The 14,186-nt window shown below is 61.5% G+C and carries 13 protein-coding genes; 7 read left to right on the top strand and 6 right to left on the bottom strand.

Translation table 11 applies throughout. From position 1 onward, the window contains the following. Positions 1 to 5: 5 nt before the first annotated feature. Positions 6 to 1,517 carry an Asp-tRNA(Asn)/Glu-tRNA(Gln) amidotransferase subunit GatB gene (gatB, locus tag AB1495_RS00690; RefSeq protein WP_074634474.1) on the bottom strand — a complete coding sequence of 504 codons (1,512 nt, stop codon included), beginning with the start codon at positions 1,515 to 1,517 and terminating at the stop codon, positions 6 to 8. A gap of 123 nt (positions 1,518 to 1,640) precedes the next feature. After that, positions 1,641 to 2,954: a hypothetical protein gene (locus AB1495_RS00685; RefSeq protein ID WP_074634472.1), complete on the bottom strand. Its 1,314-nt coding sequence runs from the start codon at positions 2,952 to 2,954 to the stop codon at positions 1,641 to 1,643. A gap of 207 nt (positions 2,955 to 3,161) precedes the next feature. Between AB1495_RS00685 and AB1495_RS00680 the strand changes: the two genes are divergently transcribed. Then, entirely contained in the window at positions 3,162 to 4,004 is an 843-nt protein-coding gene (locus AB1495_RS00680) for a transglycosylase SLT domain-containing protein (protein ID WP_074634470.1), read from the top strand. 32 nt (positions 4,005 to 4,036) lie between these two features. Here AB1495_RS00680 and AB1495_RS00675 read toward each other — a convergent pair whose 3' ends face one another. Next, on the bottom strand, positions 4,037 to 4,498 hold the full coding sequence (locus AB1495_RS00675) for a hypothetical protein (protein ID WP_074634469.1): 462 nt from the start codon (positions 4,496 to 4,498) through the stop codon (positions 4,037 to 4,039). Then, positions 4,491 to 7,043 carry an aminopeptidase N gene (gene pepN, locus AB1495_RS00670; RefSeq protein WP_074634467.1) on the bottom strand — a complete coding sequence of 851 codons (2,553 nt, stop codon included), beginning with the start codon at positions 7,041 to 7,043 and terminating at the stop codon, positions 4,491 to 4,493. The genes AB1495_RS00675 and pepN overlap by 8 nt, the downstream gene beginning before the upstream one ends. A gap of 116 nt (positions 7,044 to 7,159) precedes the next feature. Between pepN and AB1495_RS00665 the strand changes: the two genes are divergently transcribed. From AB1495_RS00665 to AB1495_RS00645, 5 genes are all read left to right on the top strand, one after another. Beyond that, positions 7,160 to 7,456: a hypothetical protein gene (locus AB1495_RS00665; protein ID WP_005854072.1), complete on the top strand. Its 297-nt coding sequence runs from the start codon at positions 7,160 to 7,162 to the stop codon at positions 7,454 to 7,456. Between the two features lie 111 nt (positions 7,457 to 7,567). Beyond that, on the top strand, positions 7,568 to 7,726 hold the full coding sequence (locus AB1495_RS00660; protein WP_074634466.1) for a DUF2256 domain-containing protein: 159 nt from the start codon (positions 7,568 to 7,570) through the stop codon (positions 7,724 to 7,726). A gap of 106 nt (positions 7,727 to 7,832) precedes the next feature. Further along, positions 7,833 to 9,974 (top strand): malate synthase G, encoded by a 2,142-nt coding sequence (locus AB1495_RS00655; protein ID WP_074634464.1) that lies wholly within the window; start codon positions 7,833 to 7,835, stop codon positions 9,972 to 9,974. An 85-nt stretch (positions 9,975 to 10,059) separates the two neighbouring features. Continuing rightward, positions 10,060 to 10,485 (top strand): heme-binding protein, encoded by a 426-nt coding sequence (locus AB1495_RS00650; protein ID WP_074634462.1) that lies wholly within the window; start codon positions 10,060 to 10,062, stop codon positions 10,483 to 10,485. Positions 10,486 to 10,559: 74 nt separating this feature from the next. Further along, positions 10,560 to 11,336 carry a gamma-glutamyl-gamma-aminobutyrate hydrolase family protein gene (locus tag AB1495_RS00645; protein WP_005854066.1) on the top strand — a complete coding sequence of 259 codons (777 nt, stop codon included), beginning with the start codon at positions 10,560 to 10,562 and terminating at the stop codon, positions 11,334 to 11,336. A 4-nt stretch (positions 11,337 to 11,340) separates the two neighbouring features. On the opposite strand, the gene AB1495_RS00640 is transcribed toward AB1495_RS00645, so the two are convergent. Together AB1495_RS00640 and AB1495_RS00635 are read right to left on the bottom strand one after the other, a co-directional pair. Next, positions 11,341 to 11,559 (bottom strand): hypothetical protein, encoded by a 219-nt coding sequence (locus AB1495_RS00640; protein WP_074634461.1) that lies wholly within the window; start codon positions 11,557 to 11,559, stop codon positions 11,341 to 11,343. Between the two features lie 49 nt (positions 11,560 to 11,608). Next, the gene (locus tag AB1495_RS00635; RefSeq protein WP_005854063.1) at positions 11,609 to 12,361 is read right to left on the bottom strand and encodes an SDR family NAD(P)-dependent oxidoreductase; all 753 of its coding nucleotides are present in this window, start codon (positions 12,359 to 12,361) and stop codon (positions 11,609 to 11,611) included. A gap of 246 nt (positions 12,362 to 12,607) precedes the next feature. On the opposite strand from AB1495_RS00635, the gene AB1495_RS00630 reads away from it, so the two are divergent. Further along, a complete protein-coding gene (locus tag AB1495_RS00630) occupies positions 12,608 to 14,182 on the top strand; it encodes a Re/Si-specific NAD(P)(+) transhydrogenase subunit alpha (RefSeq protein WP_074634459.1) in 1,575 nt (524 codons plus the stop codon). Positions 14,183 to 14,186 lie beyond the last annotated feature (4 nt).

Below are 14,186 nucleotides of genomic sequence, written 5' to 3'. Positions count from 1 at the left end.
ATGCCCTAGCCGTTCAGTTTTTGCGCGACGATCTGGTTGACCGCTTTGGGGTTCGCCTTGCCGCCCGTGGCCTTCATCGTCTGACCGACGAACCAACCGGCGAGCTTTGGATTCTCGCGCGCTTTGGCGACCTGATCGGGGTTCGCTGCGATGATCTCGTCCACGGCGGCCTCGATCGCGCTGGTGTCTGTGACCTGCTTCATCCCGCGTTCTTCAACGATCACGGCAGGATCACCGCCTTCGGTATAGACGATTTCAAACAGATCCTTGGCGATCTTGCCCGAAATCGCGTCAGAAGCGATCAGATCAATCACACCGCCAAGCTGAGCAGGGCTAACGGGGCTGTCGGTGATGGCTTTCTCGTCTTTCTTGAGACGGCCAAACAGTTCGTTAATCACCCAGTTCGCCGCCATCTTGCCGTCGCGACCCTGTGCGGTCGCCTCGAAATAGCCTGCGCTGTCCAGATCCGAGGTCAGCACCGAGGCGTCATAGTCGCTGAGGCCGAAGTCTTTGATAAAGCGCGCTTTCTTGGCGTCGGGCAGTTCGGGCAAGTTGGCACCAATGTCATCAACCCACGCCTGTTCGATCACCAGTGGCAGCAGATCGGGGTCGGGGAAGTAGCGGTAGTCATGCGCCTCTTCCTTTGAGCGCATGGAGCGGGTTTCCTGCTTGTCCGGATCGAACAGGCGGGTTTCCTGCACCACTTCGCCACCGGCCTCGACAATGGCAATCTGGCGTTTCGCCTCGACCTCGATCGCTTGCTGGATGAACCGCATGGAGTTCATATTCTTGATCTCGCAGCGCGTGCCCAGATGGCTGAAATCCTGCGTTTCCTGATATTTTTCGTACTGACCGGGCAGACAGATCGACACGTTCACATCCGCGCGCATGGCACCGGACTGCATGTCGCCGTTGCAGGTCCCCAGATAGCGCAGGATCTGGCGCAGTTTGGTCAGATAGGCGGCTGCCTCTTCGGGGCCGCGGATGTCGGGGCGGCTCACGATTTCCATCAGCGCAACACCGGTGCGGTTCAGGTCGACGAAGGACATGTTCGGGTCCATGTCGTGGATCGATTTGCCCGCATCCTGTTCAAGGTGGATGCGTTCAACGCGCACCAGCCGCGCCGTGCCATCGCCGAGTTCCACCAGCACTTCACCTTCGCCCACAATGGGATGGTAAAGCTGCGAGATCTGATAGCCCTGTGGCAGGTCGGGGTAGAAATAGTTCTTGCGGTCAAAGGCGCTGTGCAGGTTGATCTCGGCCTTCAGGCCCAGACCCGTGCGCACGGCCTGTTCGACACAGTATTCGTTGATGGTGGGCAGCATGCCAGGCATGGCCGCGTCAACGAAAGCGACGTTATTGTTCGGCTCGGCCCCGAATTTGGTCGAGGCGGCGGAAAAGAGCTTTGCGTTCGACAGAACCTGCGCGTGCACCTCCATCCCGATGACCAGTTCCCAGTCATGTTTGGCACCCGCAATGGTGCGCACTTTGGGGGTGTCATAGGTCAGGTCAAGCATGGGGGCACCTTTGGCGTCAGAAACAGAACGCCTTGGTCATAAGACAGGGGGCGGGGTGCTGCAAGAGGCAGGCCGCGCCAATGCGTGCACGGACCGGCCAAGAGGTGCGGCCCAAAGGCGATCTTAGGCAGGCGTGGCCTGTGGCCCCTTGCTGGTGAACACGATCCGCTGCCCCGAGGCGAGCTCGGACCGGAACAGGCTGGTCATCACCTGCATTGCATCCTCGCGGCCGGACGCGGCGAATTTATGCGGCGACCGAATGCGCAGGTTGTTGTCAAAGCCGTGGGCGGCATGGGCCCAGATCATCGGGTGCAATTCTGTCAGATGTGCACGGATGATCCATTCGGTGCAGGCACCGATGCGGGCGCGAATGCTGTCGGCGCGTTCGTTTCCGCCGCCGCCAAAGCTGGTCATATTGGCACAATAGGCCGCCAGCAGGTTCGCGAAATAGGCGGTGGAGTGATGCGCAAGGATGTCGCGCAAGCCGTCGATGAAATAGTCAACGTCCAGATTGGCGCAGGCCGTATCATCAGAGCAGATCGCGTCAAACATCACCCAGGTATAGCCACCGGCCCCCCAGACATTCTGTACCCGCGCGGCGGTGCGTCGGGCTTCAAGCTCAAGCTCTGAATAGCCGCCGTGATGGCGCGGCAGCAGGTGGTTGCCCAAGGCGCGCATGGGCCGCGGGTTCAGCGGGTTGAGCATGATCAGCTTTTCATAGCTTTCGCGCAACCCGCCTTGGTGGTTGAACGGCCCGCTCGCATGGGCGCAGCAGGTGGCCGCGACAAGCGCGCTGGTGGGATGCTGGGCAATGAAGGGAGCGATGATCTCTCCGGCGCGCTCGAAGTGGGCGATGCAGGCGTCGCGGTTGCGTTGCGGTAGCACGTTGCTTCCGCCTTTGCCGCGCCACGCCCAGCCGATGTCGATATGCGCCTGTGCCACGACGCAGGCGACGACGTAATCGTCTTGGTGCTCGTCCAGCACATGTTCGAAATCCTCGATCCCGCTCAGCAAGGCTTTGGCAAAGCCGCTGTCCACGTCCTCGATCGCGTGCTCTGTCGCCATCACCACATCGGCGCGGGCACCATAAGCGATCAGCTCGGCCACAGGCATGGACCCGGGGGTGAGCGTGCTATCAGCGTCTGCCGCGCGGATCACCTTTGACAGCGCCGCCCAGTTCTCCTGCCGCACCAAGCCTTGGCCCAACTGGTGGTTTTCATCGCAAAGACGGTCCTCGGCGGTGGGATCAGGGCAGTCGATGCTGAGCATTTCATGAGGCGAAGGCGGCACAGCATCCGGGCGCGGTACGGCGGTTTGCGCGGTTTTCTGAGGCTGCGGGCGGGGCTCTTGCTTGCGCGGCGTTTGGCCAAGATCGTCAGAATCCAACAGCAGCGTCGGAACGCTTTTGCGTTTGAATAAATTCTTGAGGTGCCGCATCGTTTGTCCAGTCCTATATGAACCCGTCTTCTGCCACTGAAAATGGCGGGATAATTAGGCACCAAGATGGCATCGCGATGGTTAGTCTGGGATTTGCCAAGCGTCTGAACGCGGCTTTAAGGCTGAATAATGCCTGATTGTTCAAAGACCGGCGACGATGGCGCGGAACACGCTATGTTGTGCGCGAATACAACTGGGGGAGTAGGAATGTCAGCAAAGATAACAGCACGCCGCAGCGACATGCGGCGCGGTGGTCTGGGGCGGGTGATTCTCGCGCCGGTGGTGGTCGCGCTTCTGTCCGGTGGCGTGGCACTGCCGCTGGCGGCCGAGACGGTGAATGTCCTGCGCCCTGTGGCCCGCAGCGCGGTCCCTGATCCTGACACTACGCCGCCAACCGCCGCCGCGCCGATTGAACCCGCGCCTGCAGTGCCCGGAGAGGGTGGCACAGCGGGCCCCGACCTTGCGACCGCCGCGCCGATCAATCTTTACGAGGTCTCGCCGCCTGCGCGCAACGGGGTGATCCCGCGCACAAGGTGGCAGCACCGTCGCGGGCATGCGGTCTGGACGCGCACGGCGCTGTCCGCGCTCAAGTCCCACGGCAAGCCTCTGGTTGATATGGTGCCCGCCGACATCGACGACTGGTGCCCGGCCTATCCCACCGCCTCGGACGCGGACCGCAGGGCGTTCTGGGTCGGGTTCATGTCGGCGCTGGCGAAACATGAGAGTACGTATAAGGCCCGCGCGGTCGGGGGCGGCGGTCTGTGGTACGGGCTGCTGCAGATCCTGCCTGCCACCGCGCGCGGCTATGGCTGCAACGTCGGCACGGGCGCGGGGTTGCAGAACGGGGCCGCGAACCTGAGCTGTGCTGTGCGGATCATGGCGGTCACCGTGCCCCGTGACGGGGTGATCTATGGCCGCGGCGGGCGTGGTGTCGCGGCAGACTGGGGCCCGTTGCGCAGCCCTGCGAAACGTCGGGACATGTCGCGCTGGCTGAAGCAGCAAGCCTATTGCAAACCACTGGATGCCACGCGCCCCAAGCCGCGCCCCTGAACGCTATCCTGAACGCGCCGCCCGTGGCCGGCCTAGCCGCGCAGGCTAAAGTGGTGCCGCTGCGTGGGGACGCCAGCGGCGTGAAGCGCGTGATCGAACGGGCGGTGCGGGGGCATGGTATCGGGGGGAATACGCAACCGCTGCCCCGACCGCAGCACCACCGTCGCGCGTACAGAGAGGTCCAGCCGCGTATCAAGGCGGATGTGGTCGATTGTGTCGAGCGGGATCGTGACCTTATCCTTGCCCCGCTGCCAGACCAGCGCCTGCGGGGAGAGGCTCAGGCTGGCGATGGGGTTCGTCGCAAGATCCCATAGCGCGGGCAGGGTGAAGAGGGCGACGATCGCCAGTATCACAGGGGACGCGTCAATCACGACATAGGCCGTGACCAGCGCCAGCCAGACAGCCGCGACCACCAAAGCGGTCCAAAGGCTGCGACCCGCACGCCGGTGGTGGAAGGTGCCCCGCGGCGGGACACCTTCGGCGGCATCATGCACCGCGGATACGTGTCAGCATTTCGGTCGTGTCACGCGACAGGCCGGGCTGCGACAGGATGCGGTCCAGCTCTGCCTTGATCATGTCCTGACGGTCAGTGTCATAGCGTTTCCATGTCTGGAAGGCCGAACACATCCGCGCAGTGGTCTGCGGGTTCACCGGATCAAGCTGGATCAGCCAATCGGCAAGCAGCCGATAGCCCGCCCCCGAAGCATGGTGGAAGCCCGCGTGATGCGCAGCAAAAGCCCCCAGCACAGCGCGGAAGCGGTTGGGGTTCTTCCAGTTGAAGTCAGGGTGTTTGGTCAGCGTCTCGACCACCTCGTGGGCGTCTTCGGGGTCGGCTTCCATCACCTGCAGGCCGAACCATTTGTCCATCACCAGACGGTCCGCTTTCCACTGCGCCTCGAAGGCCTCGACAGCCTTGTTGCCGCGACCGGCGCGGACCAGATTGGCCAGCGCGGAAAGCTGCTGGGTCATATTGTCGGCCGCGTCATATTGCTCTTGCGCGAGCACGCCGTCGTCATTGCGCGTCAGCAGGGACAGGGCGGCATTGGACAAGGCGCGCTTGCCCGCCTGTTTCGCGTTTGGCTCGAACGGAGCGTCGACGGTGTGACGGCGATAAAGCGTCGGCAACAGATCGGCAAAGGCGTCGGCCATCGCAGCGCGGGTCGCCTCGGTCGCGGCATAGATGATGTCGGGGTCGGGCGTGTCGCCTGCCTCTGACAGCGCGCGCGCCAGATCGGATTGCGACGGCAGCCCCAGCATCAGCGCGCGATACGCCGGATCAAGGGTTTCATCCCCGATTACCGCGCGGATACCGGCCAGCCAATCCTTGTTCGGGGCCTTGCCCTCGCGGATCATCCCAAGCAGCGACCCATAGGCCAGCATGCGCCCCTGTTCCCAACGGTTGAACGGATCGCTGTCATGGGCCAGCAGATGCGCGCGATCTGCGTCCGACAGGTCTTGGGTCAGCACCACCGGTGCCGAAAAGCCGCGCAGCACGGATGCCACAGGGCGCGTCCCCAGATCGTCAAAAACAAAGCTTTGTTCGGCCTGCGTCATTTCCAGCACCGTGGTCTCGTGCACCTCGTCCCCGTCCTGACCGATCAGCCCGACAGCGATCGGCAGCACATAGGGCTGCGGGTCGGCGGTGGCCGCGCTGGCGGGGGTGTGTTGCTTGAAATGCAACGTCAATGTGCCGTGGTCCCAGCTTTCGGTGACCGACAGCTGCGGCGTGCCCGCTTGGGAATACCAGCGCTTGAACTGCCCCAGATCGCGGCCTGTGGTATCCTCGAACACCTGTAGCCAGTCTTCGATGGTACAAGCCTGCCCGTCGTGGCGATCGAAATAGAGGTCAAGCGCTTTTGAATACGCCTCGTCCCCGACCAGCAGCTTGAGCATGCCAATCACCTCGGCCCCTTTTTCATAGACCGTGGCGGTGTAGAAGTTGTTGATTTCCTGAAAGCTCTCGGGGCGCACGGGGTGGGCCAGCGGGCCTTGATCCTCGGGGAACTGGCGGGCGCGCAGGTCGATCACGTCACCGATCCGCTTCACCGCGGCAGAGCGCATGTCAGAGGTGAACTGGCTGTCGCGATAGACCGTCAGCCCTTCCTTCAGGCACAGCTGAAACCAGTCACGGCAGGTGATGCGGTTGCCGGTCCAGTTGTGGAAATACTCATGCGCGATAATCGCCTCGATCCGTTCAAAGTTCATATCGGTCGAGGTTTCGGGCGACGCGAGAACGGCGGAGGAGTTGAAGATGTTCAACCCCTTATTCTCCATCGCGCCCATGTTGAAGTCATCCACGGCAACGATGTTGAACAGATCAAGATCGTATTCACGACCATAAACGTCCTCGTCCCATTTCATACTGTCTTTCAGCGCCTGCATACCAAAGGCGCATTTGCCTTCGTCACCGGGGCGCACATAGAGGTTCAGGTCAACGTCGCGGCCTGATTTCGTGGTGAAGCTGCCGGGGTGTGCGACCAGATCGCCCGCGACCAGAGCAAACAGGTAGGCAGGCTTGGGCCAGGGATCATGCCATTCGGCGGTATCCTTGCCGCTGCTGACGGGGTTGCCGTTGGACAGCAATACCGGATGTGGTCCGTTGATGGTCACGGTGAACACCGCCATCACATCGGGGCGGTCGGGGTAATAGGTGATCTTGCGAAAGCCTTCCGCCTCGCATTGGGTGCAATACATGCCGTTCGACATATAAAGCCCCTCAAGCGCGGTATTGCCCATCGGGTCGATCTCTACCTCCGCTTCCCAGACGAAGGGCGCGTTTGGCACATCGCAGGTGAGCCCCTCGACCGTCACCTCGGGCGAGACGGGCGTGCCATCAATCATGGCCGAGACAAGCGACAGGTTCTCCCCGTGCAGAAAGAACGTCTTGTCGCTTGCATCGGGGTTGGGGCGAAAGGAGATACGGCTTTTGACGCGGGTCTTGCGCGGGTCCAGATCGAAATGCAGCGCGACATCGTCGATGATAAAGCCATAAGGCGTGTAGTCGGCCAGATATATCGTCTGGGGGGCAGCGTCGCGCATGTTTTTTCCTTCTGTTTGGAACCAGATGTCCAGCGCTCAAGTTAGTCTTGCAACACGGCACCTGCAAGGTCGCCACCCGAGAAGATCAACTTTCACCGAACCCATCGGAGGGCATCATGTCTGCACCCGACACAAATATCGACAAACAAGAGAAACAGCACAAACCCGCGCTGCTTGGCGTCAAAGGGGCGATGATTTTCGGCATCGTGATTACGGCCATTCTTGGCTTCATCCTGATCGACAACGGTCGCGAAGACCGTCAACCCGCTGCCGAAGAAGGCACGCAGGCCATTACCACTGACAGCACCGTCCCCGCGGTGACCGAGGAAGACACCAGCGGCGCAACACAGGCGGACGATACCAACGCAGCGCCTGTTGATCCCGTCGCACCGGGGACAAACGAAAGCAACTGAGTTTTATAAGCGCTTTTAACGATTGAAGATTTAATGATTTGGACGGCAGGCCTTGGCGACAAGGCCTGCCGTTTTTTATGATGATAGGGATTATCCGGGGGGTAAGGCGCAATGGCGAAGATGCGCAAGAAATCAGATCTTCCGAGCAAGATATGCCAAAGCTGCGGGTTGCCCTTTAGCTGGCGGCGCAAGTGGGCGCGCGATTGGGAGACGGTGAAATACTGCTCTGACCGATGCCGTAGGGCGCGGGGGGCCGCTAGCGCTCAGTAGGGGCTGCATTGGTAAGATGTTTTTACCAATACATGTTGCTCCACGGGGGGATACCTTCTAAGTCTTGTCGCAAAGCAAATTCCACGCGAGCGACAGGAGCTATGAGATGATACAGCGTACCGACAAAAACGGCCTTCAGGTTGCCGCCGAACTGGTTGAGTTTATCGAGGGTGCAGCACTGCCCGGCACCGGCATCGATGCGGGAACGTTCTGGGCGGGGCTCAGCGATCTGGTACATGACCTTGGCCCCAAGAACCGCGCGCTGTTGCAGACCCGCGCAGACATGCAGGCCAAGATCGACAGCTGGCACAAAGAACGGGCCGGCCAGCCTCATGATGCGGACGCCTACACAAGCTTTCTACGCGAGATCGGGTATCTGGTGCCCGAAGGCCCCGCGTTCGAGATTGACACAAAAGGCGTCGACCCTGAAATCGCACGGGTGCCCGGCCCGCAGCTGGTGGTGCCGATCACCAACGCCCGCTTTGCCCTGAACGCCGCCAATGCGCGTTGGGGCAGCCTGTATGACGCCTATTACGGCACCGACGCTTTGGGTGATCTGCCGCAGGGCAAGGGATACGATGCGGACCGTGGTGCACGGGTCGTGGCGCAGGCCAAGGCGTTTCTGGATGACGCAGCCCCGCTTGGCTCTGGCAGTCACGTGGACGTAACGGGGTATGCCGTGGTTGACGGCGCGCTGACACCTGCGTTGAAAGATCCGGAGCAGTTTGTCGGCTACCGTGGGGACGCAGCCGCGCCCGAGGCGATCTTGCTGCGCAACAACGGGCTGCACATCGAAATCCGGATCGACGCCGCACATAACATTGGCAAGACCGATCCGGCAGGCGTGGCGGATGTGCTGCTGGAATCCGCGATGTCCACGATCATGGATTGTGAAGACAGCGTTGCCGCCGTGGACGCCGAGGACAAGGTCGTGGCCTATGGGAATTGGTTGGGGCTGATGCAAGGCGATCTGTCGGAAACCTTCGAGAAGGGCGGCCAGCAGGTCACGCGCGAGATGCACGGGGATCGCGACTATACCGCGCCAGACGGCAGCGCGCTGACGGTCAAGGGGCGGTCGCTGATGCTGGTGCGCAATGTCGGCCACCTGATGACCAACCCCGCCATTCTGGACCGTGACGGGCGCGAGATTGGCGAAGGGCTGATGGATGCCATGGTCACCACGCTGATCGCGATGCACGATCTGCAAAAGACCGGGGGCATGCGCAACTCGGTCGCGGGATCGGTCTATGTGGTAAAGCCCAAGATGCACGGGCCCGAGGAAGTGGCCTTTGCCGATGAGATATTTACCCGCGTGGAAACCGTGCTGGGTCTGCCTGCCAACACGGTCAAGCTGGGCATCATGGATGAAGAGCGCCGCACCTCGGTCAACCTCGCGGAGTGTATCCGCGCGGCCAAATCGCGCGTGGCCTTTATCAACACCGGCTTCCTTGATCGTACCGGCGACGAGATCCACACCTCTATGGAGGCAGGGCCGATGGTGCCCAAGGGCGAGATGAAAAGCGCCCCCTGGATCAGCGCCTATGAGGATCGCAACGTTGATATCGGTCTGGCCTGCGGCCTGCAGGGACGTGCCCAGATCGGCAAGGGCATGTGGGCCATGCCCGATATGATGGAGGCAATGCTGGAGGCCAAGATCGGTCACCCCAAGGCGGGTGCGAACTGCGCTTGGGTGCCATCGCCCACAGCCGCCACACTGCACGCGATGCACTACCACAAAATCGACGTGCTGGCGCGTCAGGACGAGATCAAACAGGGTGGGGCCCGTGGCACGCTGGCCGATTTGCTGACCATTCCGGTACTGGACGGGCGGAACCTGTCGGACGCGGATATCGCGCAGGAAGTTGAGAACAACGCCCAAGGCATCCTTGGCTATGTTGTGCGATGGGTCGATCAGGGTGTTGGGTGCTCGAAGGTGCCAGACATCCATGACGTCGGCCTGATGGAAGACCGCGCGACCTGCCGCATCTCGGCTCAGGCGCTGGCGAACTGGCTGCACCACGGGGTGATCTCGGAAGAGCAGGTGACGGCGGCTCTCAAGAAGATGGCCGCTGTCGTGGACCGGCAGAATGCGGGCGATCCACTGTACCAGCCTATGGCACCGGGTTTTGACGGCATCGCTTTTCAAGCGGCCAGCGATCTGGTGCTGAAAGGGCGCGTGCAGCCTTCGGGCTATACCGAACCTGTCCTGCATGCCCGCCGGTTGGAGCTGAAAGCCGCGCAGGGCTGAGTTTGAAGTTTCGGAAAGGGCGAGGGGCCAGCCCCTCGCGCTCCCCGGAGTTTAGTTGGCAAAATGAAGTAACAATGAGGATAGCATGGCAGTCACATTAGAGCAGGCGCGGACGATGATCGCCGAGACGTTCAAGAAGGGGCACGAACTGGGGCTGAAGCCCTTGTCGGCAGTGGTGCTTGATGCGGGCGGCCACGTGCAAGCCTTCGAGCGGGAAGACGGTGCCGCACCGGGGCGTTTCGGAATCGCCCACGGCAAAGCCTATGGCGCGGTGATGCTGGGGATGGCAGGGCGCGCGCAGATGGCGCGGGCCGAACAGCAGGCCTACTTTATGGCAGCAGTGAACGGTGTGTACGGCGGGGCGGTGGTGCCTGTGCCCGGCGGGTTGCTGCTTCGCGATGAGGCCGGCGTGGTGATTGGCGCGCTGGGCGTGACGGGGGATACTTCGGACAACGATGTCAAAGCAGCGCTGGCAGGGATCGAAGCGGCAGGGCTGAAAGGCGAGGAATAACGCCCGCTTTGGGGTGTTGAGGTCGGATTGAGGACGCGGTAGGCTTTGAGCGAAATCAAACTCTGAGGCTGAATATGGCGCGTCCTGTTGTTGGTATTGTCGGAAACACCAGCCTGTTGAACGATCAATATCCGATCCACGCCGCCGGCACGATGAACACCATCGCGGTGGCGCAGGTGTCTGGCTGTTTGCCCCTGATCATCCCGAGCGACCCGTCGCTTGTGTCGGTGGAAGAGCTGTTGGAGACCTGCGACGGCTTTTTGCTGACCGGCGGGCGGCCCAATGTGCACCCCGAGGAATACGGCGAACCCGCGACCGAGGCGCATGGCACCTTTGACCGTGCGCGCGACGCTATCGCCCTGGGGCTGGTGCGCGCCTGCGTTGAACGCGGGCAGCCGTTCTTTGGTGTCTGCCGGGGGTTCCAAGAGGTGAATGTCGCCATGGGTGGCACGCTTTACCCCGAAATCCGTGAGCTACCCGGCCGTATGAACCACCGCATGCCCCCCGATGGCACGATGGAGCAGAAGTTCGAGCTGCGCCACGACGTGACCTTTACCCAAGGGGGCGTCTTCCACGAGGTCTTAGGGGCCCCGAAGGTGCGGACGAATACCTTGCACGGGCAGGGGATCAAGGCGGCGGGCCCGCGTGTGGTGATCGATGGTTTTGCCGAAGACGGCACGCCAGAGGCGATATATATCAAGGATGCGCCGGGGTTTACCCTTGCCGTGCAGTGGCACCCAGAATGGGACGCGGGCAATGATCCGGTGTCGCGTCCCCTGTTTGAACGCTTTGGTGCGGCGGCGCAGGCCTGGGCGGACAGCAAGCATCAGCGAATGTTGAAATCCGCCTGACAGGTTACCCCGACAGCGTGATGCGCGGCAAATGCAGTGGGCCTGGCCTTGCAAGATAGCGGGCGGTCAGCGTGTCGATCTTCTGCCAGAGGAAATCCGGCGGCGCGGCAGATCTTGGCTGCGCTGCGCGTGGTTTGCCCGCGTGCTGGGGGCACCGTTTGCGGCAGCTTTGGAAAGCGACGGCGCTTGGGGACGGGGCTATCGGGTATGTGATCTTGTGCATGGGGCGACCTTAGCCGCCCCAAAGTTAACAAATCATGACCGGTGGGCGATTACATCTCGCCGCCGGTGACCTGGATGCATTGACCGTTGATGCTTTGCGACCCCGGACCGGTGAGCCATGCGGCCGCGGCTGTGACCTCGGACACCTCGATCAGACGCTTGTGCGGGTTGGAGTTGACCATGATCGCGCGCGCTTTTTCTTCCGAGATACCAGCACGTTCCGAGATCGACGCCGTATTGCGCGACACGATGGGCGTGTCGACATAGCCGGGGCAGATCGCGTTGAACGTATAGGGTTGCCCCAGATAATCCGCCGCCAGCGATTTGACCAAACCGATCATCCCGTGTTTCGACGCCGAATAGGCCGCAGCCCCGGGCAGACCCTTCAGGCCCGCCATGGAAGAGATCGCGATGACGCGGCCCCAGTCGGTATCGCGCATGGTTTTGAGCGATTCGCGGATGGTCAGAAAAGCACCGTCGAGATTGGTCGACATCATATTGCGCCAGAATTCCATGTCGGTTTTATGCACGGCCTTGCCCTCGGCGATGCCGGCGTTGGGGATGCAGATCTGGATCGGACCGTGGGCTTTGACGGCGGCGGCGATCTTGGCGACCACGTCTTCCTCGCTGCGCACGTCCATTGCCATGCCGGTCATATTGTCGCCTGCGACCTCGTCCAGCACCTCTTGGCGGCGGCCAGTGATGGTCACATGTGCGCCCCGTGCGGCCAGATCCCGCGCGATGTCCAGCCCGATGCCGGTGCCGCCGCCCGTGATCAGCGCGTGTTTTCCCTGTAGGTCCATTCTGCTCTCCCTTATGAAATGGATCATCATGGGGGGCATGCTGTCGGCAGCAGGGGGCAGGCGCAAGGGCGCGCGGGTTTTCACGCAACGTCGTAAACCTAAAAATCGGGCTGTTAGCGCTATTGACGCTGCAAAACGCTGTTCTAATTATGTCCGTCTCTTGTACTATAGGAACCCAAGCGCTATCGCTCTGGGTAATATTATTGCGCCACACTGGGCGCAGAAGCACAAACGGGGGACTCTGGATTGAAGATCGGGACGCCAAAAGAAACATTTGAAGGGGAAAATCGCGTTGCGATGACCCCGGAATCAGCGCTGCAGCTGCAAAAGCTTGGTCATAGCTGTATGATCGAAGCTGGCGCAGGCGAGGCGGCTGGTTTTTCCAACGATAAATATGTCGAAGCCGGGGTAGAGGTGATCGACACGGCGGCCGAGCTTTGGGAGACGGCGGATGTCGTGGCCAAGGTCCGCGTCCCCAACACCGAAGAAATGGCAATGCTGCGGTCCGACCAGACGCTGATCTCTTTCTTCAGCCCTGTGGCCGATGAGGCCAAGATGAAAGAGGCGGCCGAGAAAGGCACTACTGTCGTCGCGATGGAGATGATCCCCCGGATCAGCCGCGCGCAGAAAATGGATGCGCTGTCGTCCATGGCGAACATCGCGGGCTACCGTGCGGTGATCGAGGCAGGCAACAACTTTGGCCGCTTCTTTACCGGTCAGATCACGGCGGCGGGCAAGGTGCCTCCGGCGAAGGTTCTGGTTGTCGGTGCCGGTGTTGCCGGTCTGGCCGCGATCGGGACGTCCACATCCCTTGGCGCGATCACGCTGGCCTTTGACGTGCGCCCCGAAGTGGCTGAACAGGTTGAATCGATGGGGGCCGAGTTTGTCTACCTCGATTTCGAGGAAGAGCAGCAGGACGGCTCCGCCTCCGGTGGCTATGCCTCTGTTTCCTCGCCTGAATTCCGCGAGGCGCAGCTGGCCAAGTTCCGCGAGCTGGCCCCCGAGGTTGATATCGTCATCACCACCGCCCTGATCCCCAACCGCGAAGCGCCTGAGCTGTGGACCGAAGATATGGTCGCCGCGATGAAGCCCGGTTCGGTGATCGTCGATCTGGCGGCGGAAAAGGGCGGCAACTGCAAGCTGACCAAGATGGACGAGAAAATCGTGACCGAGAATGGCGTGACCATCATCGGCTATACTGATTTCCCAAGCCGGATGGCAACGCAAGCCTCGACGCTGTATTCCACCAACATCCGGCATTTGTTGACCGATCTGACGCCCGCAAAAGACGGTGTGATCAACCACAACATGGAAGACGACGTGATCCGCGGGGCGACCATCACCCATGACAAGGAAGTCACCTTCCCGCCGCCGCCACCGAAAGTGGCAGCGATTGCGGCGGCTCCGAAGAAAGACAAGCCGAAAGAGCTGACAGCGGAAGAGAAACGCGCCAACGAAGTGGCCGCGTTCAAGGCACAAACCCGCAATCAGGTCGGCCTGCTGGCCATCGGTGGCGTGCTGCTGTTGGCGGTGGGTCTGGTCGCGCCGGCCAGCTTTATGCAGCACTTTATCGTATTCGTGCTGTCCGTGTTTATCGGCTTCCAGGTGATCTGGGGTGTGGCACACAGCCTTCACACACCGCTGATGGCTGTGACCAATGCGATTTCGTCGATCATCATTCTGGGGGCGGTCATGCAGATCGGGTCCGGGTCGTTCCTGGTGATTATTCTGGCCGCGCTGTCGGTCTTTATGTGCGGGATCAACATCTTTGGTGGCTTCCTCGTGACACGGCGCATGCTTGCCATGTTCCAAAAATCGTAAAGGG

The organism is Sulfitobacter pontiacus, assembly GCF_040790665.1.
Lineage (GTDB): Bacteria > Pseudomonadota > Alphaproteobacteria > Rhodobacterales > Rhodobacteraceae > Sulfitobacter > Sulfitobacter pontiacus.
This window is presented reverse-complemented; position numbering and strand designations above follow the sequence as displayed.